Origin of the sequence: Pseudomonas sp. AF03-9, assembly GCF_020515815.1 — a bacterium.
Classification (GTDB): domain Bacteria; phylum Pseudomonadota; class Gammaproteobacteria; order Pseudomonadales; family Pseudomonadaceae; genus Aquipseudomonas.
The window spans coordinates 1-20690 of record NZ_JAHPJF010000024.1 but is presented as its reverse complement, the minus strand read 5'-3'; the positions used below and the strand labels follow the sequence as shown (position 1 = coordinate 20690).

Below are 20690 nucleotides of genomic sequence, written 5' to 3'. Positions count from 1 at the left end.
AAGTGATGACCGGGTGATGACGCGTTACGGCAATTTCAGCGTGCGGGTCACCTCGGCCCACGGCACAAACTTGAAGTTCTGGGCCTGCTCGGGCATGCGCTTGCGCCCGTCCTGCACCACCAGCATGCCCTGGCTCCAGGGCCCGCCGAGGTTGATCGCAGTGACTTCCAGGCCATCGGTCTGCGAAGCACCGTCGATGCCGGCATCGGCATTCAGGCCGACGCGAAACGCACCGTGGGTGGCGAACGGCGGTTCGGCATCCACCACCAGGTAGCTGTCGTTGCCCTGGCTGGAGATCACCAGGTAGTCGCGTTTATCGCTCTGGTACAACGCCAGGCCCTCGACGTCCGCATGCAGTTGCGGCCCCACCTTGATCACGCTGGTGAGCTTGGCCGGCTGGTCGGCGCGGGCATCCACCGCCCACACGCCGACGTCTTCTTCACCGATAAACAGGCGCTGGCGCTGGTCATCGGCCACGCAGCCTTCGGGCTGGCTGTCGACCTTGAACTGGCGCACCAACTCGCCGTGCACGCGGCCGTCCGCGGCGCTCAGGCGGTATTGCAGGAAGGTGCCGTCCTTGTCGTTGGCGATGGCATAGATCTCGCCACTGGCGGGCTGAAACAGGCAGATGCCGTAGATCGCCTTGAGCGGCGTCGGCACTTCACCGGCTTCGCGCAGCTCGCCGCTGCTGCGGTCGATGCTGAACAGGCTCAGACTGTTGTGATCACGGTTGCTGGCGACGGCAAGGTCGACGGTCTGCGTGCCCAACTTGAAATTGGGGCGCACGTCGACGTTGTTCAGGCGCCCGACCGCCAGTTCCTGCAACAGCTTGCCGTCCAGGTCATAGACCAGCAGGCCCTGTTTTTTGTTGGTGCCGAGCACGCGGCTTTTGCCCGGCTGCTCGGGGTGAATCCAGATCGCCGGATCATCCGCTGCATCGCCCTGACGGCCGACAGGATCGGTCTGGCGCATGGCCGCGACCTCTGGAATCACCGCTTCGACCGGCACCGACTTGGCCTGCCAATTGAGCTTGCCCTGATAGAGCTTGCCAGTGTCGTCATCACGCACCAGCAGTTGCTGGCCGCTCACCGCCAGTTGCTCCGGTTCCTTGAGGCCTGGCAGGTTCAGGCTCGATTGCTCCACCCAGCGCTCACCGCTTTGCTGGAACAGATGCAGTTGAGCCGTCTTGGGATCAAGCGCGACCACACCTCCCGGTACCAGCGCCATGGCCCCGGCTTCGCGCTTGGGATTGTCGAACACCGCCACCGGCGTGCGTTTCACATCCGCTTCCGGGTGCGCCGGGTAAGCCCACCAGCCGAGGTTTTCTTCGTTCACCACCAGGCGATTGGCGCCGTCGTCCACCTGGCAGAATTGCGCCGACGGCGGCAGCGGCAAACCGCGCACACGCTGCGGCTCGCTCAACAGCGTCGCAGCGTGACCGACCAGCCATTGCTCGCCCTTGCCTTCCTCTCCGACGAGGAACACAAACAGGTTGGCGGCGGAGTCGCGGTAGAGGCACAGGCCATTCACCGCGTAGTCGCGGGGGGGCAGGTAGAGCGGTTTGCCGAAGGTTTTCGCGGACGCATCGAGGTTGATCAGCAGGGCTTGCTGGCGATCATTGTCGAGGCTGGCGACCAGGGTCTGGGAGCCGGCGGTGCGGGTATCGAGGCTGCTGAAATTGCCCTTGAAACGGGCCAGTTCGGCACCTTTGGCGTCGACCAGTTGCAAGCCGTCACGGGGGCTGGCGGTGAGGCGCTGGGTGTCGCTCAGGAACGTGATTGCTTCGGCATTCAGGCCTGGCGCCCAGGGCGTCAGCGCCAGGTCGGCGGCCATTGCAGGCACGGCGGTCGCCAATGTCATCAGCAGGTACAGCTTGGAAATTCTCATGTACGGGTAAATCCTTTGAAAACAATGGAGTTCTACTGTGGGAGCTGGCTTGCCTGCTCCCACATTTAGATCAGTGTTGGTGCTTAGAAATGGGTGAAGGTCAGGCCGACTTTGTAGGTCGGGCCGTACTCCTCGTATTGGCCGTTGTAGCTGCGATGGCCGGTGTAGACGAAGTACGACTCATCCGTCAGGTTCTGCGCCTCGAAGCTCACTTGCAGGTTCTTGGTCAGCGAGTAGCGCGCGCTGAAATCGACGAAGGTCTGCGCATCCACGTGCAGGTCGTGGGCCTTGTCGTTGATCGAGGCCAGCTCGTACAGATAGGCCGACTTGTAGTTGGCCGACAGGCGCAGGCTGAGCTTGTCGTCTTCCCAACCGAGCATCAGGTTGCCGACGCTGTCCGACTGGTTCGGCAGGCTGATATTGCGTTTGCGGTTGCTGCCGCTGGCACTGTCGAAGCCCTCGATGTCGGCGCTGGAGCGGCTGAACGTGGTGTTGGCGCCGACCAGCAAGCCGTTCCACGGCGCCGGCAGCCAGTCGAACTTCTGCGAATAGGCCAGTTCCAGGCCGTAGAGCTTGGCACTGTCGCCATTGGCGTAGGTGTGGGCCTCGGAAAAATTGGTCCAGGCGCCGGTACCGGCCAGGTCGGTGTTGTAGACGAAGTTCTTGATGTCCTTGTAGAACACGAACGCCGAGACAGTGCCGGCGCGCCCCATGAAGTGCTCGATGCCCAGGTCCAGGTTGCTCGATTCCAGGGGCTTGAGATTCGGGTTGCCGAAGGTGGCTTCGTCATCGTCGATCACAAAGCCCGGCGCCAGCTGGCCGAAGGTCGGGCGCACCACGGATTTGGTCCAGGCTGCGCGCACCTGGGTGTTCTTGTCGATCTGGTAGCGCGCATGCAGGCCCGGCAGCCAGTGGTGGTAGCGGCGTTGGGTGTGGTTGTCGCTGAACACGCCGTCGGTGGCGCCGGTGCCTTTGGCGTCGAACTCGGTGCCTTCGTAGCGCAGGCCGGCGATGAAGCGCCAATCGTCGATGTCGACGGTGTTCATCAGGTAACCGGCGTTGATGTCTTCGCGGATGGTGAAGTCGTTGACCCGCGATTCGGTCTCGTCATAAAAGTCCGCCGCATTCAGGCCGCCGAGCAGTTGCTTGATACCACTGGCGCTGATGCCGGGGCCGTAGTTGCCCAGGCGGTAGTCGACATTGCCCTTCTGGAACTGGGTGAGGTTGAGCTGTTCGTCGCTGAAACCGAGGTCATCGAAGTTCTTGTAGGCCCAGGCTTCCAGGTCGTTGGTCTTGTGGCGGCGGCTGACTTTGCCGCCGAACTTGAACTGCGAGGCGTAGCCGCTCAGGTCGTAGTCGCGGGCCAGGTCCAGGCGCAGGTTTTTCTCGGTGTCCTTGGTGTTCTGTTTTTCCCAGTCGACTTTGTCGAGGGTGTAGTTGCTGGCGTCGTAGAAACCGGCGCCGATGATCGGCCGTGGCTTGTCCTTGTCGTAGAAGCCGCTATTGGCGAAGTCGCCGCCGTCGAAGGTCGCACCGGCGATATGCCCCGGGCTGTCTTCGCTGGACTGGCTGTAACCGGCCTGGCCGCTGAGGGTCCACAGGCCAAGCATGCGCTCGCCGCCAAACACGTAGGACTGGATTTCCTGAGTCTCTTCGCGGTTCTTCAACTTGCGCTTGGCTTCGGCATCGCCCAGTTCGCCGGCAGCCAGCGGGTCGGCAAATTCGATGCTGGTGGAGTTGCGGGTCTCGGTGTCCTTGTAGCGGCTGTAGAGGGTGCGCAGGTAATAACTGCTGAGGTCGTCGGGCTTGTAGTCGAAGTTCAGCCCACCACCGGCACGCTCGCGGCTGATGTCGTAGTCACGCTGTTCGAATTCGTTGAGTTTGGCGCCGTCGGTGAAGTCCCAGGCGCCGCCGGTCTCGACGTTGTCCGAGCCGAAGTCACGCTTCTGCCAGCTCAGCGCGGCGGCCACGCCGAAGTTGTCGATGCCATCGCCAAGGCTGAAACGGTTGCTGGCCGCGCCGGAGAATTTCGGGCTGGTCTGGCTGGTGTTCTTGTCGTAGCTGGCTTCGCTGCTACCGGTGTAGAACAGGCCCTTGTGGTCGAAGGCCGAGAGGCTTTGCACGTCGACGGTGCCGCCGAGGGAGTTGGCGTCCATGTCCGGGGTCAAGGTCTTGATCACCGACAGCGATTGCACCAGCTCCGAAGGCAGCACATCCAGGGCCACGGCGCGGCGTGCGCTTTCCGGGGCTGGCACCAGGGTGCCGTTGATGGTCACGCTGTTGAGGTCCGGGCCCAGGCCGCGCACGCTGACGAAGCGCCCTTCGCCCTGGTCGCGCTCGACGCTGACACCGGGCAGGCGCTGCACGGCTTCGGCGACGTTTTCATCCGGCAACTGGGCGACGCCGTCGGCGTGCACCACGCTCTTGATGCTGTCGGAAGTGCGCTGCTCCTTCAACGCCGAATCAATCGCCGCCGCCTGGCCGACCACTTCGACGTGCTCGGTGGTGGCCGCTTCGGCCGCATTGAGCCGCTCACTGGCAATCGCCAGGGCCAAGGCGGTAAGCGTGAAGCTGACGAGCCCGGTGCGCTTGTACATGCAATCCTCCCCAAGAATCCTGTGGCGCCAGGCAAGAGGCCTGGCAACTGGGAGGGCAAGCTAGGGGTGGGGGATGACGGTTCTGTGACAGGAGTTGGCTGTGAACCCCGTAAACCGGGGTTTTGAGCGGGTTTACGCGAACAAATGAGCTGAAATGACCTCGGTTTAAACTGTGGGAGCTGGCTTGCCTGCGATAGCGGTCTGCCTGTTGAAGCTTGATTGCCTGATCCACCGCTATCGCAGGCAAGCCAGCTCCCACATTTGAACGGTGTTTGCCAAAAGATCGGGGGTTTGCCATGAGCTGATTCGACCCACCCCCACCGTCATGCAACCGTCACATCCATCTGCTGTGCTGGCGCCCATCGCTTCGTTGCCCAAAGACTCGCGGCCATGTTCTGCGTACTCAAACCCCACCGCTGGAAACTCGCCCTGCTGCTGATCGCCGCCAACCTCGGGCTGCTCCTGCACCTGGCCTGCGGCGAGTTGAAAAGCGTCAGCGAATGGGTCTGGCTGGACATCTTCGGCGAGGGCGGCTCGGCCCTGCTCGCCCTGGTCTGGCTTGGCCTGGTGCTGAAAAGCCGCCCCGCCGGGCGCGTGACCAACTACCTGGCGCTGGGCCTGTCGTGCATCTTTTTCTCATGGTGGATCGACAGCCTCGACGAGTTCATCCGCCTGCCCGACAGCATCACCTGGGACCACTGGCTCGAGTCTGGGCCGATGCCGGTGGGCATGATCCTGCTGACCATCGGCATCTACCACTGGCACCGCGAGCAACTGGCGATCAGCGCGCAGATGGAGAAGCGCGAGCGGCTGTTCCGCGAGCACCGGCTGTTCGACAAACTCACGCCACTGGCCGGTGCCGACTACCTCAAGCGCCAGTTGGCCGAGAGCCTGCAAGACAGCCGCGAGCAACAACAGCCGCTGTCGTTGCTGGCCCTGGACCTGGACAACTTCGCCGCAATCAACCAGGCCTACGGCCATGCCGAAGGCGACGCGGTATTGCAGGCCCTCAGCCATGCGCTGTTGCTGAACCTGCGCCGCCAGGATTTGCTGTGCCGCCTGGCCGGTGATCGTTTTGTGGTGCTGCTGCCAAACACCGGCGAACGCCAGGCCCAAGTGCTCGCACTGGAACTGCAACAGAGCGTACGCGCCCTCGCCCACAAGACCCGCCAGCAAGGCGAACGCCTGCAACTGGCGGCGACCACGGCCGTGGTGATGGCCCTCGACGAAGCGCCCCAGGACTTGCTCAAGCGCCTGAACCTGGCCCTCGCCCGCGCCAAACACCCCCTCGCGAAAAGCGCCTGAGATGGCCGTGAAAACCGACTGGTATGAAGCCGACAGCCGCTTCATCCCCGGGCACTACCAACCCGCCACACTGATCGACCTGGCTTTGTCGCGGGACATCGACAGCCATCGCCTGCTACGCGGCACCGGGCTGTTTCACGAAGACATCCTGGCCGGTACGGCGCGCCTGAGTCCGCAGCAGTTTTTTGCGCTGATCGGCAACAGCCGCAAATTATTGGACGCCGACGACAGCAGCTTCCTGTTTGGCCAGCGCCTGCTGCCAGGCTATTACGGCGCGGCCAGCCACGCCTTGGGGCATGCGCAGAACCTGCATCAGGCCCTCGAGATCCTGATCCAGCAGCAAGTGCTGCTCAGCCCATTGGTGAGCCTGCAACTGGAAATGGATGAGCACCACGCCTACCTGTACTGGCTGGACAGCTGCGGCGCCGGCGAACACTGGCGTTTCCTGCTGGAAGCGAGCATGACCTCGCTGGTTGCCATGAGTCAGTGGCTCAGCGGCGAACGCCTGCCGTGGGCGTGCAGTGTCAGCCATGCCGAGCCGCGTTACGTCGAGCAGTATTGGGTGCACCTGGGCGAAGAAACCCGCTTCGAACGCCCGCTGGACATGCTGAGCATCCCCCGTGAATACCTGACCCGTGCCTGGCCGGGCGCCTCGGCCACGGCTGGGCAAGTGGCACGCCAGCAAGCCCGCGAGCAGATCGAGCAGTTGGGTTTTGCCGGCAGTTTTCTCGATTGCCTCCACGATTACCTGCGCGACCAGGTGCGCCAGGCGCCGAGCCTGGAGCAGGCGGCCCAGGCCTTCGCCATGAGCCCGGCGACCCTCAAGCGCAAGTTGCACAAGCACGACACCGGGTTTCAGCAGCAGGTCGACCGCGTGCGCAAGCAGGTGGCGTTGCACCTGTATCAGGTCAAGGGCTACAGCAATGAGGAAGTGGCGGCGTATTTGAACTTCAACGACGCGGCGAACTTTCGCCGCGCGTTCAAGCGCTGGACCGGCAGCACACCGAGCCTGATCCGCCAGTTGTTCAACAGCCGCTAGCCAGGCGCTCGCGCAGGAACTCCACCAGCGCCTGCACCGGGCGCGAACTTTGCCGGTGCTGCGGGTACACCGCCGACAGGGTCAGGTCTTCGGGGGCGAATTCGTCGAGGACCGTCACCAGGCGGCCGTCCTTCAACGCCTCGCCGACGATAAAAGTCGGCAGGTAGGTGACGCCCAGCCCGGCAATCGCGGTGTCGCGCAACAGGTCGCCGTTGTTCACGCGCATGCGCCCGCACACGTTCACCGCTTGCAGCTTGCCCTTGAAGCGCCACTGCACCTGGCGACCATGGCCGTAGGGCAGGCAGTCATGCGCGGCGAGGTCATCGGGTTTTTGCGGGGTGCCGCGCCGGGCCAGGTAGTCGGGGCTGGCGCAGTACACCCGGGGGATGCCGGCGATGCGGCGGGCAATCAGGGTTGAGTCTTCCAGGGTGCCGATGCGCAGCACCAGATCGTAGCCTTCGCCGATCAGGTCCACGGGGCGGTCACTGAGGTCGACCTCGACCGCGACCTCGGGATAGCGCTGCAAGAACAACGGCAACAGGCAACCCAGATGGGCCATGGCAAACGACAACGGCGCGCTCAGGCGAATGGTGCCGCGCGGCTCGCTGTTCTGGCCGGCGATGCCCTGCTCCACTTGCTCGACTTCACTGAGCAGGCGCAAGGCGGATTCGTAGTAACTCTGGCCGAGTGGCGTAACGTCCAGGCGGCGGGTGGAGCGGTTGAGCAGACGCACGCCGAGGCGGTCTTCGAGCTGGATCAGGCGGCGGCTGACAAACTGCTTGGACAGGCCCAACTGTTCGGCGGCGGCGGTGAAGCTGCCGGATTCCATGACCTGGCAAAACAGGCGCATGTCTTCAAAGGGGTTCATTGTCGCTTCTCGGTGGACATTTAAGCGGTTGTATAACCGGTTAGTCGCAATACCACAAAACAAAATGTGGGAGCTGGCTTCTGTGGGAGCGGGCTTGCTCGCGAAAGCGCTGGGTCAGTTGGAACATCTTTGACTGACACGCCGCATTCGCGAGCAAGCCCGCTCCCACAAAAAACCGGCTCCCACAGGGTTCAACGGTGTGATGCAGAACCGCTTACTTGGCAGTAAACGCCGAGTAGCTGTTCATCAGGTTGCGGTAGTTGGGGATGCGCGGCGACAGCAGGTTGGCCAGGCCTTCCATGTCGTTGCGCCAGTCACGTTGCAGCTCGCACGCCACCGCAAACCAGTTCACCAGTTGTGCACCGGCGGCGGTCATGCGTGCCCAGGCAGCCTGCTGCACGGTTTCGTTGAAGGTCCCCGATGCATCGGTGACCACGAACACTTCAAAGCCTTCCTCCAGCGCGCACAAGGTCGGAAAAGCCACGCACACATCGGTCACCACACCGGCAATGATGATCTGCTTGCGACCGGTCGCCTTCACGGCCTTGACGAAATCTTCGTTGTCCCAGGCGTTGATCTGGCCAGGGCGGGCGATGTACGGCGCGTCCGGGAACAGTTCTTTCAGCTCAGGCACCAGCGGACCGTTGGGGCCGCTTTCAAAGCTGGTGGTGAGGATGGTCGGCAGGTTGAAGAACTTCGCCACATCGGCCAGGGCCAGGACGTTGTTCTTGAATTCGTTCGGCGAGAAATCCTGCACCAGCGAGATCAGGCCAGTCTGGTGGTCAACCAACAGTACAACGGCGTCATCTTTGTTCAAACGAGGGCTAGCCATGGTTCAACTCCTTACGGGGGATGGGAAATCAGAAAGCAAAGCAGGAACAGCCAAACGCGCCCCAGAAACCCTGGAAGTCGCTGACCGGCACGCTGGAAAGCCGGGCCTTTTCATGGCTGTGGGAATGCACGCCGCACGGGCCGCTGCACTGGTGAACCTGGGCCTGCAACGGCGAACTCGGACGCCAGTGCCCCGGCACCTTGACTACCGGCGACCAGTCCGGCAGCACCGGCACGCGTGGCGGTGCGACATCTTCAAAGTCGCCGGCGCCGTAGACCACTTTGCCGCCGACCACGGTGAGGACCGACTCGATCCACTTGATGGCTTCTTCATCGACGCTGAAAAAGTCCGCCGACAGTGCGGCGACGTCCGCCAACTGGCCGACCTTGATCTGGCCCTTCTTGCCCTGCTCGGACGAGAACCAGGCGCTGCCATGGGTGAACAGCTCCAGCGCGGTCAGGCGCGGCAGGCCTTCGGCGTGCAGCTCCAGGCCGCCCACGGTGCGGCCGCTGACCATCCAGTACAGCGAGGTCCACGGGTTGTAGCTCGACACGCGCGTGGCATCGGTGCCCGCGCCGACCGGCACGCCTTCGGCGAGCATGCGCTTGATCGGCGGCGTGGCTTCGGCGGCCTTGGCGCCGTAGCGCTCGACGAAGTACTCGCCCTGGAACGCCATGCGGTCCTGGATCGCAATACCACCGCCAAGGGCGCGCACGCGCTCGATGTTTTTCGGCGTGATGGTTTCGGCGTGGTCGAAGAACCACGGCAAGCCGTTGAACGGGATGTCGCGGTTGACCTTCTCGAACACGTCGAGCATGCGCGAGATGGATTCGTCATAGGTAGCGTGCAGGCGGAACGGCCAGCGCTGCTCCACCAGATGGCGGACCACCGGCTCCAGCTCCTGCTCCATGGTCAGCGGCAGGTCCGGGCGTGGTTCGAGGAAGTCCTCGAAGTCGGCGGCGGAGAACACCAGCATCTCGCCGGCGCCGTTGTGGCGCAGGTAGTCGTCGCCCTGGTGCAGGGTCACGCTGCCGGTCCAGTTCTTGAAGTCGGCGAGCTCTTCCTTGGGCTTCTGGGTGAACAGGTTGTAGGCGATGCGCACCGTCAACTGTTCGTCCTTGGCCAACTGCTCGATTACCGCGTAGTCGTCCGGGTAGTTCTGGAAACCACCGCCGGCGTCGATTGCGCTGGTCAGGCCCAGGCGATTGAGTTCACGCATGAACTGGCGGGTCGAGTTGACCTGGTACTCCAGCGGCAGTTTCGGGCCCTTGGCCAGAGTCGAATACAGGATCATCGCGTTGGGGCGCGCCACCAGCATGCCGGTGGGGTTGCCGTTGCTGTCACGCACGATCTCGCCGCCCGGCGGGTTCGGCGTGTCCTTGGTGTAGCCGGCCACGCGCAGGGCGGCGCGGTTGAGCAAGGCGCGGTCGTAGAGGTGCAGTACAAACACCGGGGTGTCCGGCGCGGCCTGGTTGAGTTCGTCCAGGGTCGGCATGCGTTTTTCGGCGAACTGGAATTCGTTCCAGCCACCGACCACGCGCACCCACTGTGGCGTCGGGGTGCGGTCGGCCTGGTCCTTGAGCATGCGCAATGCATCGGCCAGGGATGGCACGCCTTCCCAACGCAACTCCAGGTTGTAGTTCAAGCCACCACGGATCAGGTGCAGGTGCGAGTCGTTGAGGCCCGGGATCACGGTGCGGCCCTTGAGGTCGATGACCTGGGTGCCGCTGCCGCGCAGCGCCATGGCTTGAGCATCGGTACCGACGGCGACAAAGCGCCCTTGGTGGATGGCGACGGCGGTGGCGCGCGGGTTTTCCCGGTCCACCGTGTGGAACTGGCCATTGAACAGAATCAGATCGGCGTTCATAGGGTTTCCTTTACAGAGGCTTCAAGCCAGGGAGCGAACAGGCGGGTGGCCGCCGGCATCAGCAGGTAGACCACCAGCAGCACGATGGTCAGGGTGATCAGGAACGTGGCGACCACATAGTTGGAGAGCAACGGGTGCAGGCGCAGCACCGGGCCCCAGATGATCGGTACCAGCAGGGTCAGCGGCAGGATCACGCACAGCGTGACCACGGCTTGCTTCCAGCGCGGCGGCTTGGCGGCGTTTTCGGTTTCGGGGTTGAACCAGAACTCGTTGACGGCACCGATTTCGGTGTTGTCGCCGTCGGCCAGCATGGGGGCGGCTTCGGCGATCAGGGTCTTGCGTTCGGGGGAATCGAGCCACTGTTCCAGAGCATCGGTGGAGCGGTAGCGCAGGACGCAGGTGAACAGCGCGAACTTGTTTTGTTTGCTGCGTACGACGTCCACACCGAGGTGGCCGGGGCGCTCGCCGGCAATGCGCACGATGCGGCGTAGCCAGGCTTCGTAGTCGGTTTCGCGGCCTGGCTTGACCAGGTGTTTGACGACCAGTGTGACGACTTCGTCGGGGCTGGTTTTGGGTGTAGGGTCCATGACGTTTGATTCCCCCCTGGAGAGTTGAGCGATGGGGGGAGTTTGGTGGGGATTGGGGATGGGGAATTGGATGTATGTGCTGTTTGGGGTGGGTGGGTTGGGTACACACCCGTTACCGAACAAACGGATATGCACGCCAAACCTTAAAGCACCGGCGCCATGTGTTCGCCCATGCGCCCACGCGTTTGATTGTTCGCGGGGCTCAATAACAACACCTCAGGTTCTAGACTTCAGGCCTTCTTTTCATAGCCAACCCCCTGAAGAGAAAATTTCACTTGGGTACGCCTATCAAACTTTTTTGTAATCTCCTGGGTGCCGGTTATTGAATTCGCGAATCGGCCATACAAGCCTCTGCTATTGACTGAACCGTTTCTAACACGGCCTCTGTCGTCTGTACTAAAGGGAGCAAAAAAACTGCCACTTGTCGGCGCAATCTGTGAACTTCGGTCGATCCCCGCGCCATAGTGTTCAACAAATCCAACATTGGAGCCGGCCAATGCAACTTTCTGATCGACATCAATATCTTTCACATGCTGTCTGGGCCCAGGCTTATCGGGGTCCGTAACATCCTGAACATAGGCCTTTAGCCGCTTGGCGTTATCGGGATCTCGCTCTACTGTCAGGTTATATTTATGACCAAACTTGAAATCTACCAATGTGCTATTACTGCCCCCTGGTCCTCCATCCGCCTCGGAACGACCTTTGGGAGCGCTGAAATGCGGACCAAATCCGGAAAACACCACCAGTGCCTTACCGTCACCGCGTGGCTGCATCCCAATGTAGCCAGTCCCCAGCTTATTACCTTTTTCATTATTGACGCCGAACTGCATCGCGTAATAGATCCCGCCATCCTTGCTGCTCTTGCGTTGAGCGCCTTTATCGATAGTTATTGGAAACGTGATATTGCTCAGTCCAGGGCTAGGCGCATAAATACTGTAACTCACACCGAATAGTCCATTCGGCGCGGTCGCCTGTTTTTTTATTTGAAGTTTTGGCTCACTGACCCTGTCAAGCTTTGACGTCACGGTAGTTTCCGCAGCGCCGGCATGTGCTGCCGGCTGCGGGCTTTTGCGGTGTCCTTCACTGTGACTACTGCGCTGCTCATGCAGCACACTCGCCGAGGATAAACCTGGTGTGAGAACAGACGTTTCAGGTGCTATCTGTGGAAACAGTGGTAAGTTGCCAATGCGCATAGGAGTAACTGCCTTCGCTGGAAAAGTCCCTCCATAGTAGAAAGCCTTTACTCAAAGAGGCTGTCAGTAAAACGACTCGGACGTCCTGGATTTTGCTTAATTCTGGCGCGGGTTGGTCGGCGATCTAACCTGAAGCGCCCGCGCCATATGCTCAGCAATCCGCCCACGCAACCAGCGCTCCGCCGGATCATTGTCATGCACCCCACTCCACACCATCGACAGCTCCGCGGCATCAATCGCAAACGGCGGATCTTCCGCCCGTAAGGGGGTGCCTTCGGTCAACGCACACGCCGCATAATCCGGCACTGTCGCAATAATCTGCGTACCCGCCAACAACGCCCGCAGCCCACTGAACTGCGGCACCGCCAGCACCACCCGGCGGGCCCGGCCGATCCGGGCCAAATCCAGATCAATGTTGCCGCTCAGGTCTCCGGAGAACGACACCATTGCATGGGGCCGCGCACAGTACTCATCCAGGGTCAGCGGCTCGACACCGTCGTCCCCGCGCAGCACCTTGCACGGAATATCCCGCAGTTTCTTGCGCTTGGCATTCGCCGGTAATTCCGTGGTGTAGCTGACCCCCACGGAAATCTCGCCACTGGCCAGCAACGCCGACATCAGCAGGTAGTTCGCGCGGCGCACCACCACGACAATCCCGGGCGCCTCTTCACGCAGTTGGCTGAGCAACGGTGGGAACAGGCCAAACTCGGCGTCGTCGGACAGGCCGATACGAAACACCGCACAGCTGGTTGAAGGGTCGAAGTCCTTGGCGCGGCTGACGGCGCCCGAGATGATGTCCATGGCCGGTTGCAACTCCTTGAGTATCGCCACGGCACGTGGCGTGGGCTCCATGCCCCGCCCGTTGCGCAGCAGCAACGGATCGTCGAACAGGTCGCGCAGGCGGCCCAGGGCGGCACTCACCGCCGGTTGGCCCATGAACAGTTTTTCGGCGACCCGGGTCAGGTTCTTCTCGAACATCAGCGCCTCGAAAATCACCAGCAGGTTCATGTCGACGCGACGCAGGTCGTTGCGATTCATAGCGGTATCCACACGATTGGCGAACCGCCAGATAAGCACGCAGAACGCCGCCTGGATTGCACGCCTGTGCTGTCTTTTCAACGCCCGGACCTGGCGAAATTAACAACGATTAACTCGTCAGCCGGGCGGTCAGGCGCCAAGAATGTGTCGGTCTACACTGCATCCATCCACCGGGAACGCTCCCATCGACTACGGATATTCGTCATGGCCCGACTCGAGCAACTTGCTCCCCGTTTATCTGCAACCGGCGGCCTGTGCTCGCGCCGCGAACAGATTGCCAAGCAACTGATCCTCGCCAACCTTGGGGAAAGCCTGACCATTGCCGAACTGGCCCAGGCCTGCGCCCTGTCGCGCAGCCACTTCTCCCGTGCCTTCAAGTGCAGCACCGGGTTGTCACCCCAGGAATGGATCCGCCAGCAGCGCATCCAGCGGGCCAAGGAGCTGATCACCGGTTCCGACTTGAGCCTGACGCAGATTAGCCTGGAGTGCGGGTTCTGCGACCAGGCGCATTTCTGCCATATGTTTACCCGCAGCGTCGGTGTCAACCCGATGACCTGGCGAAACCACCAATCGCGTCACAAACCACAGGTGATTGCGGCCTAGTGGTCTGCACACGCCTGGAATATGCTGGCCAGACCCTTTTCCAGGAACGTGGCCGCCCATGAGTGACCTCAGCGACCAGGCCGTGCAGTTCGGCCCTTACCGCATCCACCCGCGCCAGCGCCTGGTGCTGGAAGGCGGCCGGCCGTTGCGCCTGGGGCGGCGCGCGGTGGATATCCTGCTGGTCCTGCTGGAACAGGCCGGCAATGTGGTGAGCAAGCAGGAATTGATGGCCCGCGTGTGGCCCAAAAGCGTGGTGGAGGACGGCAACCTGCGGGTGCATATGGCGGCGCTGCGTAAGGCCTTGGGCGATGGCCAGGCCGGGCAGCGCTATATCGTGACGGTGGCCCAACGCGGCTACAGTTTTGTCGCACCACTGAGCATCGAACCGATGAGCCTGCCCACCGAGGGTGCATCACCGCGCCCGTGCCATAACCTGCCACTGCGGCGCACGCGGATGATCGGCCGCCAGGCCCTGATCGACGCACTGGTGCAGCAGATGCCCGTGCTACGCTTCATCACCCTGACCGGCGCCGGCGGCATGGGCAAGACCACCGTGGCGCTGCGGGTTGCGGAGTTGCTGATCGGGCATTACCGCGACGGCATTTGCCTGCTCGACCTGGCGCCGCTGAGCACGCCGTCGATGATTCTGCCCAACCTCGCCGCCCTGCTCGACCTCACGCTCACCGAGGCGCAACCGCTGCTGTCCCTCGCTCGAAACCTGCAATCGCGCCAACTGTTGCTGGTGATCGACAACTGCGAACACCTGCTGGACGACATCGCGCTGATCAGCGAAACCCTGCTGCGCCACGCGCCCGAGCTGCACATCATCGCCACCAGCCGTGAAGCGTTGCGCGCCGAGGGTGAATCGGTGCAGCGCCTGGAACCGCTGGCCTGCCCGCCCGCCACCGGCAACCGCGCCCAGGCCCTGGGCTACCCGGCCTTGCAGCTGCTGATCGAGCGGGCCATGTCCCACCAGGACAGCTTTGCATTGAGCGAAGCCGAACTGCCGCTGGCGATTGATATTTGCCAGCGCCTGGATGGCATTCCCTTGGCCATCGAGTTGGTCGCTGCACAGATCGAACGCTTCGGCCTGCAAGGCTTGCGGGTACAGATGGAAGACAACTTCCGCCTGCTGACCCGTGGCCGCCGCAACGCCCTGCCCCGTCAACAAACCCTGCGCGCCACCCTGGATTGGAGCTTCGACCTGCTCACAGGTTGCGAGCAGATTTGCCTGCGCCGCCTCGCGGTATTCCGCGGTAGCTTCAGCCTGGCCAGCGCGGCGGCAGTGATCGCCGGGGAGCGTATCGCACCGCTCGAAGTGCTGGGTTCCATCACCCAATTGGTCGCCAAGTCGCTGTTGAATGTGGAGGCTGGCGATGACGAGGTGGTCTATCGCCTGCACGACATCACCCGCACCTATGCCCTGGAAAAACTCAGCGGCGCCAACGAGCTCGACACCACCCGCGAGCGCCATGCCGAGCGCTGCCTGGCGCTGATGGAGCAGGCGCAGGACGATTGGGAACTGATCGCGACCCAGGCCTGGCTCGACCGCTACGCCCCCTTGCGCGAAGACATCCGCGCCGCCCTCGACTGGGGCCTCGGCGACCAGGGCGCCCATTTGCTGGGGATTCGTCTCACCGTCAGCGCGATGCCGTTGTGGCAAGAGCTGTCGCTGCTGCGCGAACACGGCCTGTACGTGGGCAAGGCCCTGGCGCGCCTGGGCCAATCGACCACACCGAGCCAGCGTTTGCGCATGGCGTTGCAACTGGCGCTGGGCAGTTTTTCCTATCACACCCAGGGCGGCACGCCGCAAACCATCGAGGCATTCGCCTGCGCCAGGCGCCTGGCTGAAGCTGGCAAGGACCTGGCCGGCCAGTTGCGCGCCGTGTCGGGCCAGATGGCGGTCAGCCTGTGCTGCGGCAACTATCGCGAAGCCTTGGTGCAGAGCCTGCACTTCGACCAACTGGGGCCCCAGGCCGACCCCTTGCTGGACCTCAGCGCACAACGCCTGCGGGTGCTGGCGCAACACTTCGCCGGCAACCAGGCGCTGGCCTTGCACAACGCCGAGCAGGTGATCCAGCGCATGGCCCAGAGCGGCCATCTCAACCGTTTTACCCATGGCTTTGGCGTGCAGTACGACCAGAGCGTGGCGTCGTTGACGATCCTTGCACGCATCCAGTGGCTGCGCGGTTTCCCGGAGCGCGCGGCACGTACCGCCGATCAGGCGCTGGCATTGGCGTTGCAGATCAACCATGGCACCTCGATCTGCTACACGCTGGCCCTGGCCGGGGTGGTGATCGCCCGCTACAACGGTGACACCGACGCCACACGCGAGCAGATGGACTTGCTGCTGCAACAGGCGCAGAAACACTCGGCGCAGCTGTTCCACACCTGGGCACGCTGCTACGCCGGGACGCTACCGATGGCAGACGTGCAGGGCCTGGGGCTGGTGGAGGACATCCTGCTGACCTTCAACGCCATCGCGGTGAGCGATGCAGTATTCGAACGCGCCAGCAACGGCATGGCCGGCTGGTGCACCGCGGAGATCCTGCGAGTACGTGCCGAAAGCCTCGACGATAAGCGCGCCGCCGAAAGCCTGCTGCTCGAAGCCCTCGGCCTGGCGCACCAGCAAGGCGCCCTGGCCTGGGAGCTGCGCAGTGCCACGGCGTTGGCGCGGTTGTGGCAAAGCCAGGGGCGCGTGCAGGCGGCGCGTGACCTGCTGGAATCGGTTTACGGGCGGTTCAGCGAAGGCTTTGGAACCGCGGATCTAGTCCGAGTACGCTGCCTGCTCGACGAGTTGCAGGACAAACGACCGGCCTGAAAACGGCCCCAGGTAATGCCCGTAGCCCGCTTGCAAACGCGCCACCTGCTGCGGGTCGCGCAGTTGCGCCAGGGCGTAGCTGCGCAGGCTGTTGAGCAGGCGATAACGTGCAGGCCCAGGGCCCGGTTCCTGCGCCAGCAACGAAGTGCCGACCAGCCGTGCCAGCAGATAGGCCAGGTCGGCATGTTCCAGTTCGGTGCCCGCGACCAGCTCGATCAACACGGGCAAGCTCACGGCCATCTTGAACAAGCCCATTTGCAGGAACAGCCAGCGCTCCGGCAGGCTCAGGCGTGCGTAACTCCAATCCAAAGCCGCCGTGAAGGACTGGTGGCGCTCCACCGCCGTGCGGCGCCCGCGCGTCAACACCTGCAAGCCACTGCGCAATTGGCTTTGCACGCCCTGTATGCCGAGGGCTTCGACCTGGGCGGCCGCCAACTCCAGGGCCAATGGCAGGCCATCGAGGCGCCGGCAGATCTCGCGCAGCGGCGCCAGGTCCTGGGGCCGCAACTCAAAACCCTGCTGGCCGGCCCGCACCCGCGCGACAAACAGCTGCACCGCCGGCGCCGTCATCGCCTGTTCGACACTGCCCCACGCACATGGCGCCGGCAGGGGTAGCCGGGGCACGCGCTGCACCCACTCACCGGGCAATAGCAGAGCTTCGCGGCTGCTGAGCAAGACGCTGACCCGGGGCGCGTGCTGCGCCAGGGCGCGCACCAGATGGCGACAGGCACTCAGCAGCAAATCGGCACCATCGAGCACCAGCAACAGTTGGCGCGTTGCCAAGGGTTTGCACAGTGCCTGGGTGCTGGCACAGGGTTCCAGGCCAAGCGCCTGGGCCAGATGGTGCAGCATCTGGGTGGGCGCTTGCACGGTCGCCAGGTCCACCCACCACACACCATCGCGGTAACGCGGCAGCATCCGTTCGGCCAGGGCCAGCGCCAGGCTGCTCTTGCCCACGCCGGCGCAACCGGTCAGGGTCATCAGGCGTTGCCCGCACAGGCGCCGCGCCAACACGCCCAGCAGCTCATCGCGGCCAATCAGCGGGCTGAGGCGCACTGCCAGGTTGTGCCGGGACTGGCTGACTTGAGCAGCGCCCTGCACCGGCGCGACAAAGCTGTAGCCGCGCTGGGGGTCGTTGATGATGCACGGCTGGCCATCAAACGCACGGCGCAGCGCGGCAATGTGCACGCGCAGGTTGTTCTCCTCCACTACGCTGCTGGGCCAGACGCGGGCGATCAGGGTGTCCTTGCTGACAAACTGCCCCGGCACCTCCAGCAGCACCGCGAGGATGTCCAGCGCCCGCCCGCCCAGCGGCACCGGAAAGCCAGCCTTGCTGACCAGCCGTTGCTGCGGGTGAAAGGTGTAGCGGCCAAAGCTCACCGTGGGCGCGTTGTTCATCTCGATAAAGCGCTGAAACACCCGGCCTTGGGCGTTTGCGCATCCTTTTTTATGGGCGTGGAGCTATCTTGCCAGCTCGCCGTGACAGGACAATGCTGGCACGGGGAGCCACACGGACATTGGAGTGCGCGAGACGGCCATACCGTCCTTAACTGAATTGCTGGCGGTACTGAGTCGGGTTGAGGCCGAGTTTCTCGCTGAACAGAGAACGCATGTAGCGCACACTGCCGAAGCCGGCATGGAAGGCCACGGTCTTGAGCGGCAGGTCAGTGGTTTCGAGCAAGTGGCGGGCCCGGTCGATGCGCGCGCCCTGCAAAAATGCCATCGGCGTCATTTGCACGTCCTTGGCAAATACCCGGGCAAAGTGGCGCGCACTCATCCCCGCCAGATCGGCCATCGAATCGATGGTGAACGGCTGATCCAGATGCGCCAACACGTGGTTCTGTACCCGCGTGATCGGCGTTTCCTGGGGCGCTACCGCCGCAGTCATCGGGCTGAACTGGGCTTGGCCGCCCTGGCGTTTCATCACCACCAGCAGCACCTTGGCCACATCCACCGCGACCTGCTTGCCGTGGTCCTGGGCGACCACCGACAGCGCCAGGTCGATACCGGCGGTGACGCCGCCCGAGGTGATCAAGCGACCGTCCTGCAAGTAAATGCGGTCGGTCTCGACGATGGCCTTGGGAAAGCCCTGGATCAGCCGCTCGGTGTAGTGCCAATGAGTGGTCACGCGGTGGCCGTCGAGCAGCCCGGCATGCCCCAGCACAAACGCGCCGGTGCAGATCGAACCAAAGCGGCGCGCCTTGGGGGCGCTAGCCTTGAGCCACGGTAGCAACGCGGGATGGCATTCGTTATAGGCACCAGGGCCGCCGGGCACCAGCAGCAGGTCATAGGCGTCGTGGGCGTGTTCCAGCAACAGATCGGGCTGCACCAGCACGCCATTGGACGCACGTAGCGCGCCGGGCTCGGTGCCGACGGTGAGGATGCGGTAATGCTCGGCCACTGGCAGGTAGCGGTTGGCAATCGAAAACACTTCGAGCGGCCCGGCCATGTCGAGCAACAGGAAGTCCGGGAACAGCGCCATGGCCACGGTTTTCATAGGGGCGGCAAATCCATCGAATAAGGTACGGGCCGGGCATTATGGCACGTCTTATATTGTCAATCTCAAGGGGACAGTTATTCAAATTTCAGCTTCTTAATGAATATCCGGATAACCATTAACCTTCTTCTCAACGCCAGCGCACTGCATCTCGCAGCCAACGCTCACTTGAGGACAAGACCATGCTGACCCTTCGCAAAGCTTCCGAACGCGGCGCCGCCAATCACGGTTGGTTGAAGTCGTTCCACACCTTCTCGTTCGCCAACTACTGGAACCCCAACGAGCAGGGTTTCTCCGACCTGCTAGTGATCAACGATGACCGCGTCGCCGCCGGCAAAGGCTTCGGCCAGCACCCGCACCGCGACATGGAGATTTTCTCCTACGTGCTCGAAGGCGCCCTGGAACACAAGGACACCCTCGGCACCGGCTCGGTGATCCGTCCTGGCGACGTACAACTGATGAGCGCCGGCAGCGGCGTGGCCCACAGCGAGTTCAACCACAGCCAGACCCGTGGCGTGCACTTCCTGCAAATCTGGATTGTGCCGAACGTGGTCGGTGCCGAGCCGCGCTATCAGCAGGAGCACTTCAACGAAGCGCAGAAACGCGGACGCTTGCAGTTGATCATCTCGCCGGACGGCGCCGACGGTTCGCTGAACGTGCGCCAGGATGCGCGGGTGTATGCCGGGCTGTTCAACGGCGACGAAAGCGCGACCCTCGACCTCGCCGCGGACCGCTACGCCTACATCCACGTGGCCCGTGGCAGCGTTGAAATCAACGGCCAGCGCTTTGCCGAAGGTGACGGTGCGCGAGTGCGCAATGAGCAGCAGATCCACCTCAGCCACGGCGACGACGCCGAGGTGCTGGTGTTCGACCTGCGCCCTCAGGAACTGCCACGCATGCCGTGACCGGCACGGCGATGGCCCCTCGAAACGGGCCATCGCTGGCGTCGATAGTCACCATCAGCGCAATGAAGTTCTCTTAAAAAATGCAACGCGTAACATCAAACCCATACCCGGCAACACCCAACCTTAAACATCTGGAGCACACCATCATGAAACGCCAAATCCTGCTTAGCCTCGCTTTCTCGGTACTCGCTGCAAACGCTTTTGCTCATCCTGTTGTCGCTGAAGGCGGTGCAGACCGCTTGATTGAAAGCCGCGTTGCCGAAGGTGGTGCGGATCGCCTGCAAGGAAATCGTGTCGCCGAAGGTGGTGCGGATCGCCTGCAGGAACGTGGTCTGGCCGAAGGCGGTGCGGATCGTCTGCAGGAACGTGGTCTGGCCGAAGGCGGTGCGGATCGTCTGCAGGAACGTGGCCTGGCTGAAGGCGGTGCAGATCGTCTGCAGGAACGTGGCCTGGCTGAAGGCGGTGCGGATCGTCTGCAGGAACGTGGCCTGGCTGAAGGCGGTGCGGATCGTCTGCTGGGCAACCACGTATAACCCGCACTGTTCGCGGGGTACTCCAAACCGGCCTGATCAGCCGGTTTTTTTTCGCCCCAAATAAACCTGAACACTTGCCCCCCCTCAAAACACGACCTGTAGTGAGCGGGCTTGCCCG

The 20690-nt window shown here is 63.0% G+C and carries 16 protein-coding genes; 5 read left to right on the top strand and 11 right to left on the bottom strand.

The annotated features are described in order from the left end of the window. Positions 1–24 precede the first annotated feature (24 nt). The gene (locus LIY36_RS24510) at positions 25–1887 is read right to left on the bottom strand and encodes a phytase (protein ID WP_226457481.1); all 1863 of its coding nucleotides are present in this window, start codon (positions 1885–1887) and stop codon (positions 25–27) included. A gap of 83 nt (positions 1888–1970) precedes the next feature. Continuing rightward, positions 1971–4484: a TonB-dependent receptor gene (locus LIY36_RS24505; protein ID WP_226457480.1), complete on the bottom strand. Its 2514-nt coding sequence runs from the start codon at positions 4482–4484 to the stop codon at positions 1971–1973. A 390-nt stretch (positions 4485–4874) separates the two neighbouring features. On the opposite strand from LIY36_RS24505, the gene LIY36_RS24500 reads away from it, so the two are divergent. Together LIY36_RS24500 and LIY36_RS24495 are read left to right on the top strand one after the other, a co-directional pair. Then, positions 4875–5789 carry a GGDEF domain-containing protein gene (locus LIY36_RS24500; RefSeq protein WP_226457479.1) on the top strand — a complete coding sequence of 305 codons (915 nt, stop codon included), beginning with the start codon at positions 4875–4877 and terminating at the stop codon, positions 5787–5789. A 1-nt stretch (position 5790) separates the two neighbouring features. Beyond that, on the top strand, positions 5791–6828 hold the full coding sequence (locus tag LIY36_RS24495; protein WP_226457478.1) for an AraC family transcriptional regulator: 1038 nt from the start codon (positions 5791–5793) through the stop codon (positions 6826–6828). Here LIY36_RS24495 and LIY36_RS24490 read toward each other — a convergent pair. The 6 genes from LIY36_RS24490 to LIY36_RS24465 form a co-directional block, all read right to left on the bottom strand. Next, positions 6815–7696, bottom strand: coding sequence for a LysR family transcriptional regulator (locus tag LIY36_RS24490; protein WP_226457477.1), 882 nt, complete (start codon positions 7694–7696; stop codon positions 6815–6817). The two genes, LIY36_RS24495 and LIY36_RS24490, sit on opposite strands and share 14 nt — an antisense overlap. 214 nt (positions 7697–7910) lie before the next feature. Beyond that, complete coding sequence (gene ycaC, locus LIY36_RS24485; protein WP_192296414.1) at positions 7911–8528, bottom strand: isochorismate family cysteine hydrolase YcaC; 618 nt, start codon at positions 8526–8528, stop codon at positions 7911–7913. Between the two features lie 28 nt (positions 8529–8556). After that, positions 8557–10395 carry an amidohydrolase gene (locus tag LIY36_RS24480; RefSeq protein WP_226457476.1) on the bottom strand — a complete coding sequence of 613 codons (1839 nt, stop codon included), beginning with the start codon at positions 10393–10395 and terminating at the stop codon, positions 8557–8559. Continuing rightward, on the bottom strand, positions 10392–10982 hold the full coding sequence (locus tag LIY36_RS24475; protein WP_226457475.1) for an antibiotic biosynthesis monooxygenase: 591 nt from the start codon (positions 10980–10982) through the stop codon (positions 10392–10394). The genes LIY36_RS24480 and LIY36_RS24475 overlap by 4 nt, the downstream gene beginning before the upstream one ends. A 230-nt stretch (positions 10983–11212) precedes the next feature. Then, positions 11213–12175 carry a hypothetical protein gene (locus LIY36_RS24470; protein ID WP_226457474.1) on the bottom strand — a complete coding sequence of 321 codons (963 nt, stop codon included), beginning with the start codon at positions 12173–12175 and terminating at the stop codon, positions 11213–11215. Between the two features lie 96 nt (positions 12176–12271). Next, positions 12272–13213: a LysR family transcriptional regulator gene (locus LIY36_RS24465; protein WP_226457473.1), complete on the bottom strand. Its 942-nt coding sequence runs from the start codon at positions 13211–13213 to the stop codon at positions 12272–12274. Positions 13214–13417: 204 nt separating this feature from the next. Between LIY36_RS24465 and LIY36_RS24460 the strand changes: the two genes are divergently transcribed. After that, complete coding sequence (locus tag LIY36_RS24460; protein WP_226457472.1) at positions 13418–13816, top strand: helix-turn-helix domain-containing protein; 399 nt, start codon at positions 13418–13420, stop codon at positions 13814–13816. Positions 13817–13874: 58 nt separating this feature from the next. Beyond that, positions 13875–16637, top strand: a complete 2763-nt coding sequence (locus tag LIY36_RS24455; protein ID WP_226457471.1) for an ATP-binding protein — start codon at positions 13875–13877, stop codon at positions 16635–16637. On the opposite strand, the gene LIY36_RS24450 is transcribed toward LIY36_RS24455, so the two are convergent. Beyond that, positions 16584–18035 carry a winged helix-turn-helix domain-containing protein gene (locus LIY36_RS24450; RefSeq protein WP_226457470.1) on the bottom strand — a complete coding sequence of 484 codons (1452 nt, stop codon included), beginning with the start codon at positions 18033–18035 and terminating at the stop codon, positions 16584–16586. The two genes, LIY36_RS24455 and LIY36_RS24450, sit on opposite strands and share 54 nt — an antisense overlap. 148 nt (positions 18036–18183) lie before the next feature. Continuing rightward, complete coding sequence (locus LIY36_RS24445) at positions 18184–19134, bottom strand: GlxA family transcriptional regulator (RefSeq protein ID WP_192296421.1); 951 nt, start codon at positions 19132–19134, stop codon at positions 18184–18186. A 182-nt stretch (positions 19135–19316) separates the two neighbouring features. Between LIY36_RS24445 and LIY36_RS24440 the strand changes: the two genes are divergently transcribed. Further along, on the top strand, positions 19317–20039 hold the full coding sequence (locus LIY36_RS24440) for a pirin family protein (RefSeq protein WP_226457469.1): 723 nt from the start codon (positions 19317–19319) through the stop codon (positions 20037–20039). A gap of 95 nt (positions 20040–20134) precedes the next feature. Here the strand turns inward: LIY36_RS24440 and LIY36_RS24435 are convergent, their stop codons facing one another. Further along, positions 20135–20566, bottom strand: a complete 432-nt coding sequence (locus LIY36_RS24435; RefSeq protein WP_226457468.1) for a hypothetical protein — start codon at positions 20564–20566, stop codon at positions 20135–20137. Positions 20567–20690: the final 124 nt, after the last annotated feature.

Excerpts from the sequence above, each read along its gene's own strand:
- LIY36_RS24480 (WP_226457476.1), bottom strand. The coding sequence starts at position 10,395 with ATGAACGCCGATCTGATTCTGTTCAATGGCCAGTTCCACACGGTGGAC.
- LIY36_RS24490 (WP_226457477.1), bottom strand. The coding sequence starts at position 7,696 with ATGAACCCCTTTGAAGACATGCGCCTGTTTTGCCAGGTCATGGAATCC.
- LIY36_RS24470 (WP_226457474.1), bottom strand. The coding sequence starts at position 12,175 with ATGCGCATTGGCAACTTACCACTGTTTCCACAGATAGCACCTGAAACG.
- LIY36_RS24465 (WP_226457473.1), bottom strand. The coding sequence starts at position 13,213 with ATGAATCGCAACGACCTGCGTCGCGTCGACATGAACCTGCTGGTGATT.
- LIY36_RS24500 (WP_226457479.1), top strand. The coding sequence starts at position 4,875 with ATGTTCTGCGTACTCAAACCCCACCGCTGGAAACTCGCCCTGCTGCTG.
- LIY36_RS24450 (WP_226457470.1), bottom strand. The coding sequence starts at position 18,035 with ATGAACAACGCGCCCACGGTGAGCTTTGGCCGCTACACCTTTCACCCG.
- LIY36_RS24505 (WP_226457480.1), bottom strand. The coding sequence starts at position 4,484 with ATGTACAAGCGCACCGGGCTCGTCAGCTTCACGCTTACCGCCTTGGCC.
- LIY36_RS24475 (WP_226457475.1), bottom strand. The coding sequence starts at position 10,982 with ATGGACCCTACACCCAAAACCAGCCCCGACGAAGTCGTCACACTGGTC.
- LIY36_RS24455 (WP_226457471.1), top strand. The coding sequence starts at position 13,875 with ATGAGTGACCTCAGCGACCAGGCCGTGCAGTTCGGCCCTTACCGCATC.
- LIY36_RS24460 (WP_226457472.1), top strand. The coding sequence starts at position 13,418 with ATGGCCCGACTCGAGCAACTTGCTCCCCGTTTATCTGCAACCGGCGGC.
- LIY36_RS24495 (WP_226457478.1), top strand. The coding sequence starts at position 5,791 with ATGGCCGTGAAAACCGACTGGTATGAAGCCGACAGCCGCTTCATCCCC.
- LIY36_RS24510 (WP_226457481.1), bottom strand. The coding sequence starts at position 1,887 with ATGAGAATTTCCAAGCTGTACCTGCTGATGACATTGGCGACCGCCGTG.
- LIY36_RS24445 (WP_192296421.1), bottom strand. The coding sequence starts at position 19,134 with ATGAAAACCGTGGCCATGGCGCTGTTCCCGGACTTCCTGTTGCTCGAC.
- ycaC (WP_192296414.1), bottom strand. The coding sequence starts at position 8,528 with ATGGCTAGCCCTCGTTTGAACAAAGATGACGCCGTTGTACTGTTGGTT.
- LIY36_RS24440 (WP_226457469.1), top strand. The coding sequence starts at position 19,317 with ATGCTGACCCTTCGCAAAGCTTCCGAACGCGGCGCCGCCAATCACGGT.